Below are 21,778 nucleotides of genomic sequence, written 5' to 3' on the forward strand. Positions count from 1 at the left end.
GGAATGTGAGGGGGGGCTTTTCTAGCATATTCAAGACACTTTCCTGGTTCGTACCGTGTTATTAACCGGGCTGACCTCCTTCAGGTGTCGGCTTGGCGACATGGCGACGCTGGCGCCGCGTGTCCAGCAGATGGACCATGACGCAGGCGTACAAGGTCACCAGAATGAACAGGCCCATGCGGATGGCAAAGGCGGTGTAGACATCCTTGCCCGCGGCACTGTCCTGTACCGACTGGCCGAGCAGAATGATCAGGGTCGCCAGGCTGTTGAGCCAGAAACTCGGTGGTTGTCGGGTCCGGGCCAGGCCATAGAGCTTTCTGGCCGCCAGTAAACCGAACAGCAACATCCACAGAAAGAACATCCACAGGTTGACGAACAGGCTCAGCGCACACCAGAAAAGAATCGCCATCAGGCCACCGAGCAGGGTCGAGCCGAGCAATTCCTGGCCGGCGGTGCGGGCGCTGGTCGCGCAGCTTTGTTGGCCGAGGCTGACGGCTTTCATGATGATCGGCAGGTAACTGGCCGGGTCGATCATGGCCAGCAGGAAAGTCGGCAGCACCACCAGCGTGGCACGTAGCGCCAGCCAACCGCTTTCGGTTGGCGTAAGGCTCGGGCCGGGTTTGGCCGCAGGGGCGCTGGCGGGGTCGGGAAATAGCCAATGGCTGATGGTCAGCGTCGTGACGGCGAGGAACAGGCCCTTGACCAGGGCCACGATCACCTCAAGCGCCAGGGCGAATTCGGTGGTTCCCGCCGAACTGATCAAGGTCAGGCCCACCACCAGGAAAGTCGCCACCAGCGGGTTGCCGCCGCGCAGGCCATAACCGAAGGCCAGGAACAGGCACAGTCCGACCAGCAACACGCCACTGAACGGGTAGTAACGCAGTAGGGGAATGAGCAGCAGGCCGGTCCCGGTGGTCAGCATAAGGATCAGGATCAGGCCCAGGCTGGCCTTGAACGGCAATGGCCGGTTCATCGCTGCCAGCATCATCAGCGCCAGCATCGGCGAGAGGAACGGGATGGGCAGGGCCAGGCCGAAGCTTGCCGCCAGGCACAGCGCCGTACCGAAGCTCAGGCGCAGGGCGCGCTGAACCCGGGCCGGACGCTCAATACGCATAGGACATCCAGCTCATAACGCGCAGGAACAGGCGACCCAGAATATTCAGCGGATTACTTTCACTCGGGAACGCCATGACTTCAGCCTGACCGCCGGACCGGATGCCTTGCGGGCCGGTCAACTCTCCGGGCTCGAACTCGATGATGACCGGAAAGCGCTGGGCAGGGCGCAACCAATCGCGGCTGTTCTCCACTTTCGGCAGGCTGCCCGGCTGTGTGGTCTGGCCGATGTCGACGCCATAGCCAACGCTGCGCACATGGCCTTTGAAAATCTCCCCCGGCAACGCGTCGAGAACGATCGACACCGGTGTACCTGGCTTGACGTCGCCCAGATTGTTTTCGGTCATGTCGGCGCTGATCCACACATCGTGGATGGCGATCAGGGTCATCACCGGAGCACCGGCGGCGGCGAACTGGCCGACATCGGTGCGCAGATCGGTGATCAGGCCGGCGGAGCGCGCGTGGACCTTGGTATTGCTCAAGTCCAGCTCGGCCTTTTCAAGGTTGCTCGCGGCGCTGAGCAACTGGGCGTTTTCGCCTTCGTTACCGCCCTGTTGTTCGCGTGCACGTTGCACTTCGGCCTTGGCCGCGGCGACCTGGCTGATGGATTCTTCCAGGGTGGCGCGGGATATTTCCAGGCGTCGCAGCGAGATGGTGCCCGGGTCTTCGCTGTACAGGCGTTCAAGCCGCTGGATGTCTTGGCGTGCCTTGAGCTCGTTGGCCTGGGATGCACGCAGGGACGCTTGCTTGGAGTCGACGCCGGCGGTGTTGGCGCCCACCTGGCGACGGGTCGACTCAAGGTCGGCGCGGGCGCGATCGACGGCAATCTGGTACTGCTCCGGATTGACTTCAAACAGCAACTCGCCGGTCTTGACGTCCTGGTTGTTGCGTACATGCACCTTGATCACCCGGCCGGATACCTCAGCGGCCACCGGCACAATGAAGGCCTGCACCCGTGCCTGTTGCGTGTAGGGGGTGTAACGGTCGGCCATCAGGTACCAGACCAGGCTCAGGATGATCAGCAGCACCACCCAGTTGATCGCTTTTTTCGCAGGGTCGGCGGCGGGTGCCGGGGCTTTCTCGTCGACCGGTTGTTGGCTGTCAGTCATGGGCACTTTCCTTCGGTTCGTCGAGCAGATCGCCCCAATCGGTCCGTTGTTGCATCTGTTGGCGGGTGGCCGGGTCGATCATCGGCTGGTCGCTGTACCAGCCACCGCCCAGGGCCTTGTACAGGGCGATCAGGCTGTTGACCGCGGTGCCACGGTTGACCAGGTAGATATCCTGCTGGGCAAACAGGGCCCGCTGGGCATCCAACACGCGCTGGAAGTCGGAATAGCCTTCGCGGTACTGGGCATTGGCCAGGGTTACCGAACGTTCGGCGGCCACCGAGGCTTCGCTGAGGATTTGGTCGCGCTCCAGCGCCTTGATCAAGCCGGTCGCGGCATCGTCGGCCTCACGCGCCGCCTGGCGCACGCTGTCCTGGTAGATAACGATCAATTGCTGCAAGCGCGCATCCTGCACGCGAACGTTGTTGGTGATCCGGCCGTGGTCGAAGATATCCCAGCGCAGGCTGGGGCCGGCCACGAAGTCGAGGGTATTGGGTGCAGCGTTGAGCGAGTTGGCGGACCAGACGATGCTGCCCAGCAGGCTGATGGAGGGGTACAGGTCGGACTCCGCCACACCGATCAATGCCGATTGCGCCGCCACTTGCAGTTCGGCAGCACGAACATCGGGACGCCGCACCAGCAGGTTGGCCGGCACATCCTGCAAGACCGCGGTATCGAGCAGCGGCACTAAGCCGGTGTTGCGATTGAGGTCAGGGATCGAGCCGGGTGGCTGGCCGATCAGGGTAGACAGCGCATTGCGCAAGCTCGCCACCTGGCTCTCGAAATCCGGGATGGTACTCAGGGTGCCCAGGTACTGGGTCTTGGCTTGTTGCAGGTCGAGTTCTGCTTCGGCCCCACTGTTGAACAGGCGCTCGGTGATCTCGTAGCTGCGCTTTTGCAATTTGGCGTTACTGCGGGCGATGGCCAGGCGCGCCTCGGCGGTGCGCAAGGCGTAGTAGTTTTGCGCCAGTTGCGCGTGCAACAGCACCAAGGCATTTTCATAGTTGGCCTGGGCGGCAAACCAGGAGGCGTCGGCTGACTCGATGGCACGGCTGAAACGCCCCCAGAAATCCAGCTCCCAGCCGATATCGAAGCCGACGCTGTGTTGCCAGAAATGCGTGTCCTGGGGGTTGCTGCCGCCCGATTGCTTACGGTTCAGGTACAGGCTGTCGGCGCTGGCCTGTTGCAATTGCGGGTAGCGGCCGGCCAGTGCGATGCCCAATTGTGCGCGGGACTCCATGACCCGCAGGCCAGCGACGTGCAGGTCGGGGTTGTGGGCGTCAGCTTCGGCCATCAAATGGTCCAGCACCGGGTCGTTGAATACGCGCCACCATTGGCGGCTGTCAGGTTGCGCGTGTTGTTGGCCGGCGATCTCCAGGGCCGGGCTGTTCCAGTGATCGACCCAGGGCTGGGCCGGCGACTGGAAATCCGGGCCCAGTTGCACGCAGCCCCCCAGAACGACGGTGCCACAGAGCAGAAGCCGGCTGATGCGAGCAGGGCGTGGCATCAAGCGCAAACTCCTCAAACAGGACGCTGGTCGTTCATTGCCTCTGTCTTCGGTGTCTCGTTCAACGCCTCGATCTCGGGTGTCTCGTTCATTGCCTCGACAGTCGGTTGGTCCTGGACCCACTGCCAGAACAGCTGGTAGCCCACCGCCAGCGCAACCGGCCCGATGAACAAACCGATGAAGCCGCCGCTTACCATGCCGCCGAGGGCGCCAATCAGAATCACCGGCATGGGTACATCGACGCCACGACCCAGCATCAACGGCTTGAGGACGTTGTCGGCCATCCCGGCGATCAGGCTGTAGATGCCAAACACGACGGTGCCCAAGGTGGTGCCGTCGGTGGCGAAGACATACGCTATCACCGGAAGAGTCACCAGCAGCACCGGCAATTGCATGATCCCCATCAGCAGCGCCACCATGGCCAGCAGCCCGGCACCGGGGACGCCCATGAGCACGAAGCCCACGCCAACCAGCAACATCTGAATGAACGCGATGCCCACCACGCCCTGGGCGACCGCGCGGATGGTTGCAGTGCAGAGTTCGGTAATGCGAGGGCCACGCTCTGGACCGGAAAGGCGCGAGGTGATGGCCATGGCGCTTCTTTCGCCGTTTTCGCCATAGGCCATGAGCACGCCGGCAATGATCAGGGCGCCGATGAACAACAGAAAGCCCACGCCAACGTCGGCCATTTTGCCCAACAAGGTCAGGCCGACGGACTTGATATAGGGCATCACCTTCATCACCACGCTGCTCATGTCGGTGGCAGCCTGCATCCAGTAGCCGTAGAGCGGCTTGCCAATGAGCGGCAGGGAAGCGATTTTTTCGCTGGGGAGCGGAATCTGCATAGTATCGGACTTGAGGATCGCCAGGGTGCCCTGGACCGATTCACTGATCGAGGTGCCCAGCAAGTAGATCGGCACCATCAGCAAGGCCAGGGAGACCACCACGATCAGGGTGGCGGCGCGACCGTCCTTGTTGACCAGCTTGCGTTTGATGAGCGCATGCAGCGGATACAGGGTGATGGCCAGAATCATTGCCCAGAGCATGAGGTTGAGGAAGGGGTGGAAGATCTGGAAGCAGAACAGTACCAGCACCGTAATCAGCCCGGCGCGAATCAGTACGTCGAGCAAACCACCGGACAGTGCTCTAGCGGAAATGTTAGTGCGCAACATTATCGAACTCCTTGCTGTGTCACACAGGTTGGCCAGCCAGTTCAAGTTCAACTCTTCCCTACTAAGTGAATCCTTGAAGCAAGATCCACGGACAGCCGTCCAAGCGTTAACAACCCAATAACGCCTTACTTCAAGTAGGGAAAATTTCAACGAGGTACCTACCAAATACTCAATAGGTAACAGGGTGGTTTGTAGTATAGGAGCAGTCGTATATTCCGCCTGTTTATGCAGGCTGGAATTCTGCCGCAGTTGATAGATACCGCTGACGAGCCCTTGCCTGGAAACGGTTTGGAAGCTGAGCCAATGGCTCTTTTTCTCTACCGGGCATTAGCCGTTGCAGCGGGCTGATCCGGATAATTGCGAACAGTCGCACCCGTCGCAAGAAAATAATCCTCAATAATTATCAATAATCCCCGGTCCGTTTTTTGAGGTTTGTGACACGCTTGGTTTTTACGGCGCAGGCGCTAGAGTGCAGTAGCCCATTGATTTACCTGATGTCAGGCGTCCAACTATGTTGTTGAACATTTGCGCTTAACATTCCGGCCTTTGGTTGCGATTTATCTATCTGAAATGAGGACAGTCCCATGGACCGCTTCCAGGAAATGCAGGTCTTCGCTGCTGTCGCCAAGGAGCAGGGTTTTTCGGCGGCGGCGCGGCGTTTGGGTCTGTCGGCGGCCAGCGTGACCCGAGCGGTGGCGGCGCTGGAGAAGCGGATTGGCACACAATTGCTCACACGTACCACGCGCAGCGTGTACTTGAGCGAGGCCGGTCAGCGATATCTGGAGGACTGTCGGAGAATTCTCGCCGAGGTGCAGGAAGCCGAGGATTCGGCAGCGGGCAGCCATATCCATCCCCGTGGGCAACTGACCATCACCGCACCGGTCTTGTTTGGCGAGCTGTTTGTCACGCCGTTGATGGTGAATTATCTGACGCAATTCCCCGAGGTCTGCATCAACGCGCTGCTGGTGGACCGGGTGGTGAGCGTGGTCGAGGAGGGCGTCGATGTGGCGATTCGCATCGGCGAACTCCCCGACAGCAACCAGCATGCGATCCGCGTGGGTGAGGTGCGGCGGGTGATCTGCGCCTCGCCACAGTTACTGGCTAGCCATGGTCGGCCCAGGCATCCCCGGGAACTGGCCCGGGCGCCGATTATTGCGACCTCGGCTATCGGCCAACTCAGGAGTTGGCCATTCATTGAAGGCGGCGAAACCCTGAGTGTCCGGGCTGAACCACGACTGGTGGTGACGGCCAATCAGGCGGCCATCACAGCAGCCTGTCTGGGGTTGGGGTTCACGCGGGTGCTGTCTTATCAAGTGGCGAGCAAGGTGGCCGCCGGTGAGCTGGAAATCATTCTGGCCGACTTCGAACTGCCGCCGTTGCCCATCCATGTGGTCTATCAGGGCGGGCGCAAGGCGCCGGCCCGTGTGCGTAGTTTTGTCGATTTCGCGGTGAAGACCCTGCGCGAGCATCCGGCGCTCAAGCGTTGAATTATTTCACCTGCTGAAATAATGGATTGCGTTGGCTGGTGATTCTGTTGTTTTGGATGTGAGTAGAAGATACGACCCATCTCTCTCCTGAACAGCACCACTCACCCGAGGCGTCGACCATGCAAGCGATCAAACTCTACAACTTCCCACGTTCCGGCCACGCTCATCGTGTCGAGTTGATGCTGTCCCTGCTGAAACTGCCGACTGAATTGATCTTCGTTGACCTCGCCAAGGGCGAACACAAGCAACCGGCGTTCCTCGCGCTCAATGCTTTCGGTCAGGTGCCGGTGATTGATGATCAGGGCGTGGTGTTGGCCGATTCCAACGCGATTCTGGTTTATCTGGCGCAAAAGTACGGCAACGGTCGCTGGCTACCGGCTGATCCGGTAGGGGCCGCCAAGGTCCAGCGCTGGTTGTCGGTGGCTGCCGGTCCGATTGCCTTCGGCCCTGCCCGGGCAAGATTGATCACTGTGTTTGGCGCGCCTTACAACGCTGCAGAAGTGATTGCCTACGCCCATACCGTGCTCAAAGTGATCGATCACGAACTGGCCGATACGCCGTATCTGGCCGGCACTGAACCGACGATTGCCGACGTCGCCGCCTACAGCTACATCGCCCACGCGCCTGAGGGCAATGTGTCGCTGGACGAGTACACCAACATTCGTGCCTGGCTGGCCCGCGTCGAAGCCTTGCCGGGGTTTGTCGGTATGCCGCGCACCGTCGCCGGTCTGCAAAAAACCGCCTGATGCTGGCGGCCCGGTGTTGCCGGGTCGCCCCGTTCTGCGCCAGTGGCGCAAGGGAGCAGCCGTATGGACCGTTCACCCTGGCATGCCGGCGAGAAACAACTGCAGGCGCATGTGGGCGTTGCCGAACGAATGGAGGCGTTCGGTCGTAAGGTGATTCGCAGCGAGATGCCGGACCAGCACCGCACGTTCTATCAGCAATTGCCATTCATGCTGTACGCAGCGGTGGATGCCGACGGCCACCCCTGGGCCAGTATCCTTGAAGGTCAGCCCGGTTTCGCCCACTCGCCAGAACCGGGCCTGCTGCAATTTCGCAGCTTGCCAGCCTTTGATGATCCCGCGCAGTTGAGCGACGGTTCGGCCATCGGACTGTTGGGCATCGAGCTGCACACCCGCCGCCGCAACCGCATCAATGGGCATGTCCGTGCCATGACCACGGATGGTTTCGGGGTGACGGTGGATCAGTCCTTCGGCAATTGTCCGCAGTACATTCAGTTGCGCAAGTTTCGTTCGGTACCGCTGGCTGATCCCTCGACGCGTGTCGCCCAGCATTTCAGCGAACTGGATGACACGGCCAAAGCCATGATCGCCGAGTCGGACACGTTCTTCGTTGCCAGTTATGTGGATGTCGACGGTGAGCGCTCGGTGGATGTTTCTCACCGCGGCGGTCAGGCCGGTTTCGTACAGGTGGAAGGCAATCGCCTGACCATTCCGGACTTCGCCGGCAACCTGCATTTCAACACCTTGGGCAACCTGCTGCTCAAACCCCGGGCCGGGTTGTTGTTCATCGATTTCAATACCGGTGATTTGCTGCAGCTCAGTGGACGCACCGAAATCATCCTGGAAGGCCCTCAGGTAGAGGCGTTCCAGGGGGCCGAGCGCCTGTGGACAATCGATGTCGAGCAGGTGGTACGTCGCCCGGCCGCCCTGGCGTTGCGCTGGCGCTTCGACGGTGTTTCACCCACCAGTTTGCTCACCGGCACTTGGGAGCAGGCCAAGGCGCGTTTGCAGGCCAAGGCCCTGGGTGATCAATGGCGGCCATTGCGGGTGGCGCGGATTGAAGCGCAAAGCCACAGCATTCGCTCGATTTACCTGGAGCCCGCCGACGGAGCCGGGTTGCCACTGTTCCAGGCCGGGCAGCATTTGCCATTGCGCTTCAACATTGACGGCGATGTGCATATCCGCACCTACAGTTTATCGAGCGCGCCGTCCGATGATTTTTTCCGCATCAGCGTGAAGCGTGACGGGCGGGTGTCTACATATTTGCATGAGCAGATTCGTGTCGGCGACCTGTTGGAGGCGCGGGCGCCGCAAGGGCATTTCACCGTGGCGCCTCATGAGCGTCGGCCTTTGGTGTTGCTGGCGGCCGGGGTCGGCATCACGCCGCTGTTGTCGATGCTGCGGGAAGTGGTTTACCAGGGATTGCGCACCCGCCGTATCCGGCCGACATGGTTCATCCAGAGTTCACGCACGTTGGCCGACCAGCCGTTTCGCCGGGAGCTGGATCGCTTGCTTGAGGATGCCGGGGACGCGGTGCGGGTGGTGCGCTTACTCAGTCAACCGGAACCCGAGGCGGTACAAGGAGAGGACTTCGACCTCAGTGGACGGATCGACGTCGCGCTGCTCAAGGATCTGCTGACAGTCGAGGACTACGATCAGCTGGATTTTGTCGTCTGTGGTCCCGGGAGTTTTACCCAGGCGCTGTACGACGGCTTGCGCGAGTTGGACATTCGCGATTCGCGGATTCACGCGGAAACCTTCGGCCCGTCCACCTTGCGCCGGCGACCGGACCCCGATGCGGTGGTGATCGAGCAACCGCCAGCCGCCACTACGTCCGTGCCCGTGGTGTTCCAGCGCTCGGCCAAGGAGGCGCGCTGGCAACCGGAGGGCGGCAGCTTGCTGGAGTTGGCAGAAAGCCGTGGTCTGCGTCCGGAATTCAGTTGTCGCGGCGGCTCCTGCGGCACCTGCAAGACGCGCTTGATCAGCGGTCAGGTGCATTACCCACTGCCGCCAGCGGAGGTGCCGGATGACGGACAGGTGCTGATTTGCTGTGCGATTCCGGCGCAGGGGGCGCAGCCGTTGGTACTCGATATTTGAAGGAAGATTGCTGGTGAACATTGCTCGGCGGTCGATGGCTGGGTAGGGTAGTGAGCAGAACGAAAAAGGGCCGCACAGGCCCTTTCTGCATTTCAGGAACAGGCGTTTCAATGGTTTTTTTCACTCGCTCGATGGTCTTGCTGATGGCGCTGGCGCTCACCACCGGATGTGAAAGACAGGATGCACCGCCGCTGGATCAACAGCTTTACGTCTGGCAGCGGCAGTGGACGCCGGCCCACGACGCCGCCCTCCGGGACAGCCGCGCCGATTTTTCGACGTTGCGGGTGCTGGCCTTGCAGGCTTTCCCCAACGCGGGCTGGAGCCGAGCCCGAGTGGATTCGCTGTTGCTCAAGCGTGATGGCCGGCCGGTGATTGCGGTGATTCGCCTGGATGGGCAGCTCAAGGGGCTGGATCAAGATGAGATCTCAGCGCAAATTCGGCAGGTGATCATCGATTGGCAGGGGCAGGGGGTGAACCTCGCTGGCGTGGAAATCGACCACGACGCCGGAAACGCTCGGCTACCGGCCTACCGCCAATTTCTCGCGCATTTGCGTGAAGCGCTGCCGACGTCGCTGCCGTTGAGCATCACCGCGTTGCCGTCCTGGCTCGACAGTCGCGAATTGCCGGCGTTGTTATCCACAGTCGACAGCAGCGTGCTGCAGGTGCACGCGGTGAGCGATCCGCGTCGCGGCTTGTTTGATGCCGATCAGGCCCGGCAATGGGCGAAGGCCTGGAGCCGCATCACGACAAAACCTTTCTATCTGGCGCTGCCGGCCTATGGCGTGGCGTTGCTGCCGTCGGCGGGCGGCGCGCCTGTTGTGGAAAGCGAAGTGACGCTGGAGCGCGAAGGCCTGCGCCGGGAGTTGCTCGCCGATCCGCAGTCGTTGCGCACCCTCGGTACCGAGCTGCGGGCCGATCCACCGACACATCTGGCGGGCCTGATCTGGTTTCGTTTGCCATTGGCCAACGACCGTCGGGCCTGGAGCTTGACCACCTTGCGCGCCGTGGCGCGTGGTGATGTCCTCGACAGTCAATTGAACCTGAAACTCTCGGCCGACAATGGCCTCTATGACATCGGCATCAGCAACCAGGGCAACCTCGATCGCCCCTGGCCCGAACGCCTGACGTTGGCGGTCAGTGGCTGTGAGGGGGCCGATGCCTTGGCCGGTTACGCGTTGCAACAGCGTCCGGATCTGCTTACCTTCACCCGCCTGCGCGATGGCCGAATACCGGCCGGCGGACAGCGTGCCATTGGTTGGGCTCGCTGCGCACACATTGATCAAGGAGGTTCGAATGTTCACCCGTAACTGGCCGCGTCATTTGCTTTGCCTGAGCCTCAGCCTGCCGCTGGGTTCGGCGCTGGCCTGCGGCCCGGACTTCCCCATGCGCCTGCTGGATAACCGTGGACAGTCGCTGGCGGAACTGCCGGAAGGCAACTTCAGCTTCGAAATCAGCCGCCTCGGCCACGCCATCAACGGCTTGAAGAACGTCACAGCTGGCGCCGACAACAGTGATGAACCTGACCTTGTAGCGCTGCGCGATCAAGCCGAGCAGGCGGGACTTTCCGCTGAGCAACAGGTGTTGGTGAAACACCTGCGCAGCCTGACGGATGCCCGTCAGGTTGAAACCGAAGGGGCGCAACTGCCGCCTGAGCTCAGGTTGTACCTGGCCGGCGCTGTGGCATTTGGCGCGGGTGATCCTGCCTTGGCCGCCGGGTATTTCAAGAAAGTGCTGGCCTTGCCCGCCGAGCAACGGGCCTCGCGCAGCACCTGGGCGGCTTACTCGCTGGGGCGCGCGTTGTTCGCCATGAGCGTCGAAGCCGATGCGGCTCCGGATCTGCTCGAACAATCCCGCAAGGCCTTCGAGCAAGCCCGGCAACTGAGCATCGACGGCTTCAGCGATCCACTGGAACTGGGTGTCGCCAGCCTCGGCGAAGAAGCCCGGGTGGTGCGCACCGCCGGCGACTGGAACCGCGCCATCGAGCTGTACGCCACGCAAAATCTGCACGGCTCCGCGGTGGGCTACGAATCGCTGAAGCTATTGATGGCGGACCTGATGACACTGCCGGAGGATCAAGTGGCCGAGTTGCTCAAGGGCCAGCCCGTGCAGCAATTGGTGACCGCATCGCTGATCAGCCGGTTGGGTTGGTCGTTCGGCGATCAACCGCCTAACGAACAAAAAATGATCAAGCTGCTGCAAAACAGTACCCGTGGCAGTCTCGAAAACGCCGACCGCCTGGCGGCGATGAATTATCAACAGGGCGATTACGCCAGTGCCAAGGCTTTCCTCGAACATGCCGGCGATGGCGGTTTGGCTTGGTGGCTGCGGGCAAAACTGGCGGTGCGCGACGGTGATAAAACTGCGGCCGCCGCAGCCTACGCCAAAGCGGCCCAGGCCTTCCCGCAGAATGAATCCTGGGGCGAGCGACGGACCCCAGACTACGATTACGAAACGCTTCAGCCCAAATGCCGGGTCGAGGGTGAAAGTGCGATCCTGGCCCTGCAACGCGGGGATTACTTGCAAGCCTTCGATCAGCTGTATCGCAGCCAAAGCATTTACTGGTTCGACGCCGCCACCGTTGCCGAACGCGTGTTGACCCTCGAAGAACTCAAGCACTACGTCGACACTCAAGTACCGGCACCGCCGCCGCTCAGCCAGCTGGACCGCGACAACTACGTGCCATTGCCGGTGGCGGCGAGCCTGCGCAATCTGCTGGGTCGGCGTTTGTTGCGCGAGGGGCATTACGAGGAGGCACCGGCATACTTCGACAATGATGGCTTGCGGCACAAGGCGAGATTGTATGGCGAGCAACGTCTGGCGGCTGATTCAGCCTGGTGGCCAACCCGTCGCGCCGCTGCGCTGTTCAATGCGGCCTGGACGGCCCGCGAGTGGGGCATGGACATCCTGGGCTACGAAATGGCGCCGGATTACGCCACGCTCGGCGGTAACTTCACCCTGGCAAACGACGAACTCAAGGTCGGTCCGCTGGTGGCCGAGGACGAAGTGAAGCGCCAGCAGGCCAGCGCTGCCCAGCCAGATCAGCGTTATCACTATCGTTTCGTGGCCACGGCGCTGGCGAGCAAGGCGGTGGATAACTTGCCTCACACCAGCCAGGCGTTTGCGGCAGTGCTGTGCGAGGCGTCGGGGTGGAACAGCAGCCTTGAGGAGCAAAGTGCGATTTATCAGCGTTATGTCAAAGAAGGGCCTTACGTGGAATGGGCCGCCGATTTCGGCCACCAGTGCCCGTACCCCGACTTCGAGAACGCCGACAAACGCTACGTGACCCAAGTTACCGATGCTGCGCGTTCGGCCTTGCGGCCGTACAAGACGCCGTTACAGATCGGTAGCGTGGTGGCGTTCGCGGCAGCCGCGCTGTTGATGTTCAAGCGTCGCCGCCGCAAGGCGCAGTGAGGTTCAAGCCTGTTGCACAAAGGTCAGCCGTACGGCGAAACCGATCAACAGGCTGCCGAACAACCATTGTTGCAGGCGCTGGGCTGAGGGGCTGCGTTGCAGCCAACGGCCGAGTGCCGCGCCGATCAAAGCGTAGGCGCTGTCGAACAGCAAACCGACACCGACCAGCACCACGCCCAACGTCGCAAATTGCCCGAGCACCGGCCCGGCCTGTGGGTTGATGAATTGCGGCAGGAGCACCGAGCAGAACAGCAGTGCCTTGGGGTTGAGCAGGTTGGTCAGCAGTCCGCGTCGGATGGCTGCACCCCAGCGTGGTTTTTCGCCGGTTGCGTCGGCGCTGGTGAGGCTCGGCAGCATCGTGGTTCGCAGGCACTGAATGCCGATCCACAGCAGATACGCGGCACCGGCCAGGCGCACCACGTCGAAGGTCCAGGGCGCCGCCTTGAACAGTGCCGCCAGCCCCAGCGCCGCCAATGCCACATGGCAACCCCGGGCGATGCCCAGGCCCACGGCCGTGGCCAGCGCGGCGCCTTTGCCCTGGCGGGCACCGGTCTGCAACAGCAGGATCATGTCGGGCCCCGGCAACAGGTAGACCACTGCCAGTGCCATGAAAAACAGCCAGAGACCTTGCATGTTGCACCCCGTTCGTTGTCGATTTGGTCGTACCAGTCTAGGGCTGGAGGGCGGGGCAGGTGCTTGCGTTGTCAGCTTCTATCAGGACGTGTATTGGCATAACCTGCCACTTAATCAAGCTTGAACCATCAGGATCTGCCAAACCATGAAACTCGACGCCTACGACCGCAAGATTCTCGCCGCGCTGCAACGGGATGGCCGCCTGAGCAATGTGCAACTGGCAGACGAGATTGGCCTGTCGGCATCGCCATGCTTGCGCCGGGTGCGGATGCTTGAAGAGGCGGGGGTTATTCGCGGCTACCAGGCCAATCTTGATCGCGATGAAGTGGGGTTGGGGCTGACGGTGTTTGTCGGGGTCAAGGTCGAGCGTCATAACGACGAACAAGCCGAAGCCTTTCGCCAGGCGGTGACGGCATTGCCGGAAGTGATTTCGGCGTTTCTGGTGTCAGGGGAGTCGGATTTTCTGCTGCAGGTGGTGGTGCCGGACTTGCGCGCCTATGACCGCTTTCTCACCGGGCGTTTGCTGAAGCTGCCGGGGGTGAGCGACATTCGCAGCAACTTTGCGATTCATACGGTGAAGGCCCCTGGGTCGTTGCCGCTGGAGCATTTGCCGCTCTGAACCGAGTCGCCTGCCTTCGCGAGAAAGCCCGCTCCCACAGTTGATCTGTGGAGTTCACAAAACCAATGTGGGAGCGGGCTTGCTCGCGAGGGCGGTGGCCCCGTCACCGCCAGTCCTTTGCCTTACATCTGCGTCGCCATCCCCTCCACATTCATCGCCGCCTGGCGCAAGGCCTCGGAGCGGGTCGGGTGTGGGTGGCAGGTCAGGGCGATGTCTTCGGCCGAGGCGCTGAACTCCATGGCCACGCAATATTCGCCAATCATTTCACTGACGCTCGGCCCAACCAGATGCACGCCGAGGACTTCGTCGGTGCGCTCATCGGCCAGCACTTTGGCGAAGCCTTCGGTTTCGTGGTTGATCTTCGCCCGGCTGTTGGCGGTGAAGGGAAACTTGCCGACCTTGTACGCCCGGCCTTCAGCCTTGAGCTGCTCTTCGGTCTTGCCGACGCTGGCCAGTTCCGGTTTGGTGTAGACCACGCTGGGGATCAGGTCGTAGTTGACCTCGCCGGCTTTGCCGACAATCTGCTCGACGCAGGCCATGGCTTCGTCCTCGGCCTTGTGTGCGAGCATGGGACCCGAGGTTACGTCACCAATCACCCAGACCCCGGCGGCTTCGGTGCGATGCCCTTTGTTGGCGAGCATGCCGCGCTTGTCCGTGGCGAGGCCGACGTTCTCCAGGCCCAGGCCCTGTGTATAAGGTCGGCGCCCGATGGCCACCAGCACGTAATCGGCTTCCAGCAACTCGGCGGCACCGCCAGCGGCTGGCTCGATGCTGAGCTGAACGCCATTGGCGGAGCTGGTGGCGCTGGTCACTTTTGAACTCAATTTGAAACTCAAGCCTTGCTTGCTCAGGGAGCGCTGCAGGGTTTTGCCGGCTTCGATGTCCACGCCGGGGCAGATCCGGTCGAGAAACTCGACCACTGTTACCTGCGCCCCAAGGCGTCGCCATACCGAACCCAGCTCCAGGCCGATTACGCCGGCGCCGATCACCACCAGATGCTTGGGCACCTCGCTCAGCGCCAGGGCGCCTGTGGAATCGAGGATGCGTTTGTTATCGATGTCTACGCCGGGCAGGGGCGTGGGCTCGGAACCTGTGGCGATGATGATGTCCTTGGCGCTCAGTTCGGTCTTGCCGCCGGCGCTATCGGTCACCGTGACTTTGCCCGGCCCGTCGATGTGGCCCCAGCCTTTGATCCAGTCGACTTTGTTCTTGCGGAACAGAAACTCGATGCCCTTGGTCAGCCCGGTAACGCTTTCATCTTTTTGCTTCATCATCTGGGCGAGGTTGAGGCTGGGTTTGACTTCGATCCCCAGGTTGGCGAATTCCGTACCCATGGCCGCGTCGTACAGTTCGGAGGCATGCAGCAACGCTTTGGATGGCATGCAGCCAACGTTCAGGCAGGTGCCGCCGAGTGTGGCGCGTCCTTCCACGCAGGCGGCTTTCAGACCCAGTTGTCCGGCGCGGATCGCCGCGTTGTAACCGCCGGGGCCTCCGCCGAGTATCACGACGTCATAAGTGCTCATGGATGTACTCCTGGATCGAAAGGGGAAAGGATGGGTAAACGTAGTTCCTGGATAAAATTACGAACGTAATATGTGCGTTGTGCCGCATTTCGGTCAAGGCTTCAGGTAAGCGACAGGATGGGCATCTTTAGATAGCGCGCTTGAATACGGAAATTTCACCATTTTCGTTATATCGTAACGAATTGTCCTGTAAGCGAAGACACTCTGGGGTGGTATGCAAGTCGATCTCGATGTTGATGAAACGCCGTTAGCCGGGTTGCCGCGCTTTCAGCAGGCGTTCATTCAAGGGCGGCGTTTGCGCCAGTTCGCCATCGGCGCGGGCGTATTCGCGACGGTGGGTGTGCTGCTGGCGCTGTTTGCCGGGCTGTTTTCGTCTCAAACACTGTGGCCAGCGTTGCTGCTGAACCTGAGCGCGGCGTCTGTGGTGTTGATGGCGGGTTCGCAATCGGCCTGGTGGGTAGCCCAGTGGCGTGCCCGCGCCATGAATCCCGTGGTGCCGCAGGTCGTTGTCGACGAATCTGTCGCGCCTTCGGGGTGGTATGAACGCTTGCTGGACCGCATCGGCCGGCAATCGCAGCACTTGCTCGGGCAAATCGGCGCGCCGACGCTGTGGCTTGGCGGCTGGGCATTGTTGGCGGTATTGGGCGTGGAACAGGCCTGGAACCTCACGTTGCCCCCGGCAGCGCTGGGCCTGTCGGCCACTGTCGGGGCAGCGTGCTTCTTGCTGTTGGCGTTCGGCCTGTTGGTGATGGAGCGCCATCTGGCGCAGGAAAACACCGCGCTATGGCCTGAAGCCGCTACGTTGGCGCAATTGATCCGTGTGGCGATCATCAGCCTGGTGCTCGGTGCTTTTTGTCTGTTGTTTGCCGATGAAACCTCGGTATGGCCTGTACGCCTGGCGGTGTTGATCGGACTGCTGCCGGGGCTGGTGGCGGCAGAACTGTTGCTGCGCGCGGTGTTGTCATTGTTCAGCCCGCGCCGCGAACGCCTTGAGCCAGAGTTGTTGGCGCGCAGTTTTGTCGCCGACATGCTGCGCTGGCCGCCACAGCCATTGCTGGCGTTGCAGCACGAATTGCATAACCGCTTCGGCATCGATCTGCGGCAGATCTGGGCCTTCACTTACATGCGTCGGGCGTTCCTGCCGGTGCTGGCGGTGGTGTCGCTGGTTGGCTGGTCGCTGACCGGCATTCACGAAATTGCCCTGCAAGGGCGTGGCATCTACGAACGATTCGGTAAGCCAGTGGAGGTGTTCAGCCCAGGTTTGCATATGGGTTTGCCTTGGCCATTGGGCCGGGTGTTGAGCGTCGAGAATGGCGTGGTACACGAGTTGGCCACCAGTGTTGGCGAAACCACCGTCCCCGCTCAGGCCGACCCCGCCGAAGGCCCGGCCCCGGTAGTTGCCAATCGCTTGTGGGACGCCAGCCATGTGAACGACAAATCCCAGGTGATCGCCAGCAGCCGAGCCGACAAGCAGAGCTTTCAGATCGTCAATATGGACGTGCGCTTCGTCTATCGGATCGGTCTGAGCGATGAGGCGGCGTTGGCCGCGACCTATAACAGTGCCGATGTGCCGATGTTGATTCGCAGCACCGCCAGCCGAATCCTGGTTCACGACTTCGCCTCGCGCACCCTCGACGGTTTGCTTGGCGAGGACAGGGTAGGGCTGGCCGAAGAAATCGGCCGCGCCGTCCAGGTTGACTTGCAAAAACTCGACAGCGGCGTGGAAATTCTCGCCACGGTGGTCGAGGCGATTCACCCTCCAGCTGGTGCCGCCAACGCCTATCACGGCGTGCAAGCGGCGCAGATTGGCGCGCAAGCCTTGATCGCCCGTGAACGTGGCGCCGCTGCCGAGGCCACCAACCAGGCGCAGTTGCAGGCCAGCATCGCCCGCGATCAGGCGACGGCCAGCGCCCGTGAGATCAACGCTGGCGCCCAGGCCGCGGACCTGAAATTCAACGCCGAACAGAAAGCCTACGCCAGCGCTGGCCAGGCCTTCGTGCTGGAGCAGTATTTCAGTCAGTTGTCCCAGGGTTTGGCCAACGCCAAATTGCTGGTGCTCGATCATCGTCTGGGTGGCAGCAGCAATGCGCCAACCATCGACCTCCGTACTTTCACGCTGCCGGTTGACCCTGCGCCGTCGCGTAAAACCGCTCAGCCAGGAGCTGCCAATTGAGCCAGTCCCATACGCACAATCACGATGACCACGGCGGACACGATCACGGCCATGGCGGGCATCATCACCACGGCCATCACCATCATCACGGCGATCCGCAGGAGGCCGGTCCATTCCCATGGCGTCGGATGGGGTGGGCGGCATTGCTGGTGGCGTTTGCGGTCGCCGCCGCAAGCCTGGTGCAGGTGCGTTCGGGTGAAGCCACTGTGATCACGCGCTTCGGCAACCCATCGCGAGTCTTGCTGGAACCGGGACTGGGTTGGCGCTGGCCGGCACCGTTCGAAGCGGCGATCCCGGTGGATCTGCGGCTGCGTACCACGTCCAGCGGTTTGCAGGATGTCGGCACCCGGGACGGTTTGCGCATCATCGTTCAAGCCTACGTGGCGTGGCAGGTGCAGGGCGATCCGGACAATGTGCAACGTTTCATGCGCGCGGTGCAGAACCAGCCCGATGAAGCCGCGCGGCAGATTCGTACCTTTGTCGGCTCCGCACTGGAAACCACCGCCAGCAGTTTTGATTTGGCGAACCTGGTCAATACCGATGCCAGCCAGGTGCGCATCGCCGAATTTGAAGCGCAACTGCGCAAGCAAATCGATCAGCAGTTGCTCGCCACTTATGGCGTGCGTGTATTGCAGGTCGGTATCGAACGATTGACGCTGCCTTCGGTGACGCTCACTGCGACGGTCGACCGGATGCGCGCCGAGCGTGAAACCATCGCCACTGAGCGCACGGCGATCGGCAAGCGCGAGGCCGCGCAAATTCGTTCCGCCGCCGAGCGTGATGCGCGAATTGTGCAGGCCGATGCCACAGTGAAAGCGGCAGATATCGAAGCGCAATCGCGCGTCGAAGCGGCGCAGATTTACGGCCGCGCCTACGCGGAGTCGCCGCAGCTCTACAACCTGCTGCGCTCGCTCGACACCTTGGGCACGGTGGTAACACCGGGAACCAAGCTGATTCTGCGCACCGATGCCGCACCGTTTCGGGTGTTGGTTGAAGGTCCGCCGAGCCTCGACAACAAGTCCGGATCGCAGCCATGAGTTTGGTTCCACGTGGAACAAATGAGTTGAGCAGCCCCTGGATTCAGGCCGGGCGCTTGGCGTTTATCGCCCTGTACGCGGTGACAGTGTTGGCGGCGTTGGCGTGGGCGTTTTCCAATGTGCGGCAGATTGATCCGCAAAATCGCGCGGTGGTTTTGCATTTCGGTGCGCTGGATCGCATTCAGAATGCCGGGCTGTTATTAGCCTGGCCGCAACCGTTCGAGCAGGTGATTTTGTTGCCGGCGGCGGATCGGGTGATTGAGCGTCGAGTGGACAACCTGTTGCGCAGTGGTGCCGCGATACAGGCAGATCGCGTGGCCAGTTTTGCCACGCCCATCAGCGATGCCCTCGCTGGCTCAGGTTATCTGCTGACCGGTGATGCCGGGGTGGTGCAACTGGATGTCCGGGTTTTCTATAAAGTCACCGAACCTTACGCGTTCGTGCTTCAAGGCGAACATGTGTTGCCCGCACTGGATCGGTTAGTCACCCGCAGCGCTGTGGCGCTCACCGCCGCTCGCGATCTGGACACTATCCTGGTCGCCCGGCCAGAGCTGATCGGCGCTGACAGTCAGGCGGCTGAAAGACGCGAGCGCTTGCGAGGCGATCTGGTACAGGGCATCAACCAGCGTCTTGCCGAGCTCACCGCGACGGGGCAGGGACTGGGAATCGAAGTGGCGCGTGTAGATGTGCAATCGAGTCTGCCAAGCCCGGCGGTCAATGCCTTCAATGCAGTCCTGACAGCCAGTCAGCAGGCCGACAAAGCCGTGGCCAATGCGCGTACCGAAGCCGAAAAACTGACGCAAACCGCCAACGAGCAAGGCGACAGAACACTACAAATTGCCCGTGCCCAAGCCAGTGAACGACTGGCCAAAGCATCCACCGACACGGCCACTGTGTTGAGCCTGGCCAAGGCGCAACAACAGGGCACTGACCCGCAAATGCTGCTGCGCATTTATCGCGAGCGGTTGCCGAAAATTCTAGGGCAGGCCGGTTCGGTCACGACGGTCAATCCCAAAGACGATTCCCGCCTGATCATTCAGGGAGCTGCACAATGACTGCGCAAACCGCCACCGCGCCGAGCATGTTGTCTTCGGCAGAACAACGTAGCGCCGCGCGCCAACTGACCCTGGCCATGCTCGCATTGGGCCTGCTCGCGCTGGGCTTGATCTGGCGTTGGCTGGCGCCGGAGCAGACTGGCGTCAGTCAGCTGCTGCTGGGTTTTGCCTCGCTGCTGGTCGCCATACCGGTCATGCGTTCGGCTTGGTACAGCCTGCGATATCCAAGCCTGCACGGCATCACCGATCAATTGATTGCCCTGGCCATGCTGGGTGCCTGGGCCACCGGGGATCTGCTGACGGCGGCTCTGTTGCCGATCATCATGATCTTCGGTCACGTGCTGGAGGAGCGCAGCGTGATCGGTTCCCAGGAGGCGATTCACGCCCTCGGCAAACTGACCCGCAGCCATGCGCGCAAGATTCAGGCGGACGGCACGATCATCGAAGTCGACAACGGTACGCTCAAGGCCGGCGACCTGGTCGAGGTCCGCGCCGGGGACCGGGTGCCGGCGGATGGTCGGGTGTTATCCGGCCAGGCCAGTCTGGACACCGCCTCCATTACCGGCGAATCAGTACCGATGGAGGCGGGCGTCGGCATGTCGGTGTTTGGTGGCGCGATCAACCTCGACGGTCTGCTGCGAATCGAAGTGACCCGTACCGGCCAGGAGTCGACCCTCGGCAAAGTCATCGCCCTGATGCAAAACGCCGAGCGCTCGAAACCGCCGATCACTCGTTTGCTGGAGCGTTACGCCGGCAGCTATATGGTGCTGGTGTTGCTGTTGGCTGCCGTGACCTGGTTCATCACCAACAACGCTCAAGCGATGCTCGCGGTATTGGTGGCGGCCTGTCCTTGTGCGTTGGTGTTGTCGGCACCGGCCACGGCGATAGCCGGGGTGGCGGTGGCGGCACGCCACGGGATTCTGATCCGCAGTTCTGCGTTCCTTGAAGAGTTGGCGGACCTGACTTCGCTGGTAGTCGACAAGACCGGGACGCTGACTTTCGGCACCTTGCGCCTGCAATCCATCGACAGTCCGCTTGAGGATCGCAGTCATGTCCTGACGCTCGCCGCCAGCCTCGGCTCGGCCAGCAGTCACCCGGTAAGCCGTGCGCTTGCGGGGTTGGTGACCCAGGAGCATTTCCTGCTGCTTTCTGACATTCATGAGCGCCAGGGCCTGGGTGTGGTGGCGATGACCGAGCAGGGCGAAGCGGCGCTCGGTCGGCCGGAGTTGTTTGCGCAACTGGGCATCAGCACAACGACGGTTCCCGATCACGACGGTCCGATTGCCGGGCTGGCGCTCAACGGTGAATTTCTCGCCTGGCTGTTGTTGGCCGACAGCGTCAAACCCGAGGCGCAATTTGCCTTGGGTGAGTTGCGCGACCTCGGGTTGGGTCGCCAGTTGTTGCTCACCGGTGACCGGCACAGCGTCGCACAAACGCTCGCCCGGGATGTCGGAATCAGTGACGTCGAAGCGCAAGCCCTGCCCGAAGACAAACTGAACCGCGTGCTCAAGGAAATCGACAGCGGCTTTCGGCCGATGGTGGTCGGCGATGGCATCAACGACTCTCTGGCCCTCAAGGCTGGCGTGGTGGGTGTGGCCATGGGCGCGGGCGGTGCGGACATCGCCCTGGCATCGGCTGACATTGTGCTGATCGGCAGTGACCTGCGCCGCCTCGGCACCTGCGTGCGCCTGAGTCGTCAGTGCCGCCAGACGTTGCAGGTCAATGTGATCATCGGATTGGGCTGGACCCTGGCGATCGTGGCCTTCGCCGCGTTCGGCTGGCTCGGCGCTGCCGGGGCGATGATTGCGGCGCTGCTGCATAACCTCAGCACCTTGTTGGTGTTGGGCAATGCCGGTCGTTTGCTGCGGTTCCAGGAGCCGTTGCTCAAGCTCAAGGACGAAACCTGAAGGCGAATGCTCTAAATCGGGTAATCACGGGGCTTAAACTTTTTAGAACTGTGCGCCCGGTTCGTAGTCATTGGAGATGAGGGCACATCATTTTGTGCGTTCGCGGCGGCAGGTGTAGGCGTCGCGAATCATTGAAATCGGCTATTAATTCGATAGCCAGCTATTTTTCAAAGATGGTCTACCCTCTGTTTAGAC

General features: G+C 61.7%; 16 protein-coding genes. 10 read left to right on the forward strand and 6 right to left on the reverse strand.

Annotated features, from left to right (window positions below):
- Window positions 1-61: 61 nt before the first annotated feature.
- The 4 genes from KGA85_RS13340 to KGA85_RS13355 are packed head-to-tail and all read right to left on the reverse strand — an operon-like array spanning window position 62 to window position 4,898.
- Window positions 62-1,114 carry a DUF2955 domain-containing protein gene (locus tag KGA85_RS13340; protein ID WP_223455182.1) on the reverse strand — a complete coding sequence of 351 codons (1,053 nt, stop codon included), beginning with the start codon at window positions 1,112-1,114 and terminating at the stop codon, window positions 62-64.
- Window positions 1,104-2,222: an HlyD family secretion protein gene (locus KGA85_RS13345; protein ID WP_223455184.1), complete on the reverse strand. Its 1,119-nt coding sequence runs from the start codon at window positions 2,220-2,222 to the stop codon at window positions 1,104-1,106. The genes KGA85_RS13340 and KGA85_RS13345 overlap by 11 nt, the downstream gene beginning before the upstream one ends.
- Window positions 2,215-3,726, reverse strand: a complete 1,512-nt coding sequence (locus tag KGA85_RS13350) for an efflux transporter outer membrane subunit (RefSeq protein WP_223455186.1) — start codon at window positions 3,724-3,726, stop codon at window positions 2,215-2,217. The genes KGA85_RS13345 and KGA85_RS13350 overlap by 8 nt, the downstream gene beginning before the upstream one ends.
- A gap of 14 nt (window positions 3,727-3,740) precedes the next feature.
- A complete protein-coding gene (locus KGA85_RS13355) occupies window positions 3,741-4,898 on the reverse strand; it encodes an AI-2E family transporter (protein WP_223455188.1) in 1,158 nt (385 codons plus the stop codon).
- 584 nt (window positions 4,899-5,482) lie between these two features.
- Between KGA85_RS13355 and KGA85_RS13360 the strand changes: the two genes are divergently transcribed.
- From KGA85_RS13360 to KGA85_RS13380, 5 genes are all read left to right on the forward strand, one after another.
- Complete coding sequence (locus tag KGA85_RS13360) at window positions 5,483-6,385, forward strand: LysR family transcriptional regulator (RefSeq protein ID WP_223455190.1); 903 nt, start codon at window positions 5,483-5,485, stop codon at window positions 6,383-6,385.
- Window positions 6,386-6,504: 119 nt separating this feature from the next.
- On the forward strand, window positions 6,505-7,131 hold the full coding sequence (locus KGA85_RS13365) for a glutathione S-transferase family protein (RefSeq protein WP_223455192.1): 627 nt from the start codon (window positions 6,505-6,507) through the stop codon (window positions 7,129-7,131).
- 63 nt (window positions 7,132-7,194) lie between these two features.
- A complete protein-coding gene (locus tag KGA85_RS13370) occupies window positions 7,195-9,225 on the forward strand; it encodes a pyridoxamine 5'-phosphate oxidase family protein (RefSeq protein WP_223455194.1) in 2,031 nt (676 codons plus the stop codon).
- Between the two features lie 110 nt (window positions 9,226-9,335).
- Complete coding sequence (locus KGA85_RS13375; protein WP_223455196.1) at window positions 9,336-10,532, forward strand: DUF3142 domain-containing protein; 1,197 nt, start codon at window positions 9,336-9,338, stop codon at window positions 10,530-10,532.
- Window positions 10,519-12,636 carry a hypothetical protein gene (locus KGA85_RS13380; protein ID WP_223455197.1) on the forward strand — a complete coding sequence of 706 codons (2,118 nt, stop codon included), beginning with the start codon at window positions 10,519-10,521 and terminating at the stop codon, window positions 12,634-12,636. Before KGA85_RS13375 ends, KGA85_RS13380 begins: the two co-directional genes overlap by 14 nt.
- Window positions 12,637-12,639: 3 nt before the next feature.
- Here KGA85_RS13380 and KGA85_RS13385 read toward each other — a convergent pair whose 3' ends face one another.
- A complete protein-coding gene (locus KGA85_RS13385) occupies window positions 12,640-13,269 on the reverse strand; it encodes a LysE family translocator (protein ID WP_223443659.1) in 630 nt (209 codons plus the stop codon).
- A 145-nt stretch (window positions 13,270-13,414) separates the two neighbouring features.
- On the opposite strand from KGA85_RS13385, the gene KGA85_RS13390 reads away from it, so the two are divergent.
- The gene (locus KGA85_RS13390) at window positions 13,415-13,888 is read left to right on the forward strand and encodes an Lrp/AsnC family transcriptional regulator (protein WP_223455199.1); all 474 of its coding nucleotides are present in this window, start codon (window positions 13,415-13,417) and stop codon (window positions 13,886-13,888) included.
- Between the two features lie 122 nt (window positions 13,889-14,010).
- Here KGA85_RS13390 and lpdA read toward each other — a convergent pair whose 3' ends face one another.
- Window positions 14,011-15,411, reverse strand: a complete 1,401-nt coding sequence (gene lpdA, locus KGA85_RS13395; RefSeq protein ID WP_223455201.1) for a dihydrolipoyl dehydrogenase — start codon at window positions 15,409-15,411, stop codon at window positions 14,011-14,013.
- Between the two features lie 214 nt (window positions 15,412-15,625).
- Between lpdA and hflK (KGA85_RS13400) the strand changes: the two genes are divergently transcribed.
- From hflK (KGA85_RS13400) to KGA85_RS13415, 4 genes are read left to right on the forward strand one after another with little or no spacing between them, the layout of a single operon-like run.
- Window positions 15,626-17,584 carry a protease modulator HflK gene (hflK, locus tag KGA85_RS13400; RefSeq protein WP_223543164.1) on the forward strand — a complete coding sequence of 653 codons (1,959 nt, stop codon included), beginning with the start codon at window positions 15,626-15,628 and terminating at the stop codon, window positions 17,582-17,584.
- Complete coding sequence (gene hflC, locus KGA85_RS13405; RefSeq protein ID WP_223533984.1) at window positions 17,581-18,621, forward strand: protease modulator HflC; 1,041 nt, start codon at window positions 17,581-17,583, stop codon at window positions 18,619-18,621. The genes hflK (KGA85_RS13400) and hflC overlap by 4 nt, the downstream gene beginning before the upstream one ends.
- The gene (hflK, locus tag KGA85_RS13410) at window positions 18,618-19,676 is read left to right on the forward strand and encodes a protease modulator HflK (protein ID WP_223455207.1); all 1,059 of its coding nucleotides are present in this window, start codon (window positions 18,618-18,620) and stop codon (window positions 19,674-19,676) included. The genes hflC and hflK (KGA85_RS13410) overlap by 4 nt, the downstream gene beginning before the upstream one ends.
- Window positions 19,673-21,583, forward strand: coding sequence for a cation-translocating P-type ATPase (locus tag KGA85_RS13415; protein ID WP_223455209.1), 1,911 nt, complete (start codon window positions 19,673-19,675; stop codon window positions 21,581-21,583). The genes hflK (KGA85_RS13410) and KGA85_RS13415 overlap by 4 nt, the downstream gene beginning before the upstream one ends.
- The last annotated feature ends 195 nt before the right edge of the window (window positions 21,584-21,778 follow it).

The sequence above is a fragment of the Pseudomonas sp. GL-B-12 genome (assembly GCF_019955895.1).
GTDB lineage: Bacteria > Pseudomonadota > Gammaproteobacteria > Pseudomonadales > Pseudomonadaceae > Aquipseudomonas.

Excerpts from the sequence above, each read along its gene's own strand:
- hflK (WP_223543164.1), top strand. The coding sequence starts at position 15,626 with ATGCAAGTCGATCTCGATGTTGATGAAACGCCGTTAGCCGGGTTGCCG.
- KGA85_RS13360 (WP_223455190.1), top strand. The coding sequence starts at position 5,483 with ATGGACCGCTTCCAGGAAATGCAGGTCTTCGCTGCTGTCGCCAAGGAG.
- KGA85_RS13415 (WP_223455209.1), top strand. The coding sequence starts at position 19,673 with ATGACTGCGCAAACCGCCACCGCGCCGAGCATGTTGTCTTCGGCAGAA.
- KGA85_RS13370 (WP_223455194.1), top strand. The coding sequence starts at position 7,195 with ATGGACCGTTCACCCTGGCATGCCGGCGAGAAACAACTGCAGGCGCAT.
- KGA85_RS13380 (WP_223455197.1), top strand. The coding sequence starts at position 10,519 with ATGTTCACCCGTAACTGGCCGCGTCATTTGCTTTGCCTGAGCCTCAGC.
- KGA85_RS13390 (WP_223455199.1), top strand. The coding sequence starts at position 13,415 with ATGAAACTCGACGCCTACGACCGCAAGATTCTCGCCGCGCTGCAACGG.
- lpdA (WP_223455201.1), bottom strand. The coding sequence starts at position 15,411 with ATGAGCACTTATGACGTCGTGATACTCGGCGGAGGCCCCGGCGGTTAC.
- hflK (WP_223455207.1), top strand. The coding sequence starts at position 18,618 with ATGAGTTTGGTTCCACGTGGAACAAATGAGTTGAGCAGCCCCTGGATT.
- KGA85_RS13345 (WP_223455184.1), bottom strand. The coding sequence starts at position 2,222 with ATGACTGACAGCCAACAACCGGTCGACGAGAAAGCCCCGGCACCCGCC.
- KGA85_RS13355 (WP_223455188.1), bottom strand. The coding sequence starts at position 4,898 with ATGTTGCGCACTAACATTTCCGCTAGAGCACTGTCCGGTGGTTTGCTC.
- KGA85_RS13350 (WP_223455186.1), bottom strand. The coding sequence starts at position 3,726 with ATGCCACGCCCTGCTCGCATCAGCCGGCTTCTGCTCTGTGGCACCGTC.
- KGA85_RS13340 (WP_223455182.1), bottom strand. The coding sequence starts at position 1,114 with ATGCGTATTGAGCGTCCGGCCCGGGTTCAGCGCGCCCTGCGCCTGAGC.
- KGA85_RS13385 (WP_223443659.1), bottom strand. The coding sequence starts at position 13,269 with ATGCAAGGTCTCTGGCTGTTTTTCATGGCACTGGCAGTGGTCTACCTG.
- KGA85_RS13375 (WP_223455196.1), top strand. The coding sequence starts at position 9,336 with ATGGTTTTTTTCACTCGCTCGATGGTCTTGCTGATGGCGCTGGCGCTC.
- KGA85_RS13365 (WP_223455192.1), top strand. The coding sequence starts at position 6,505 with ATGCAAGCGATCAAACTCTACAACTTCCCACGTTCCGGCCACGCTCAT.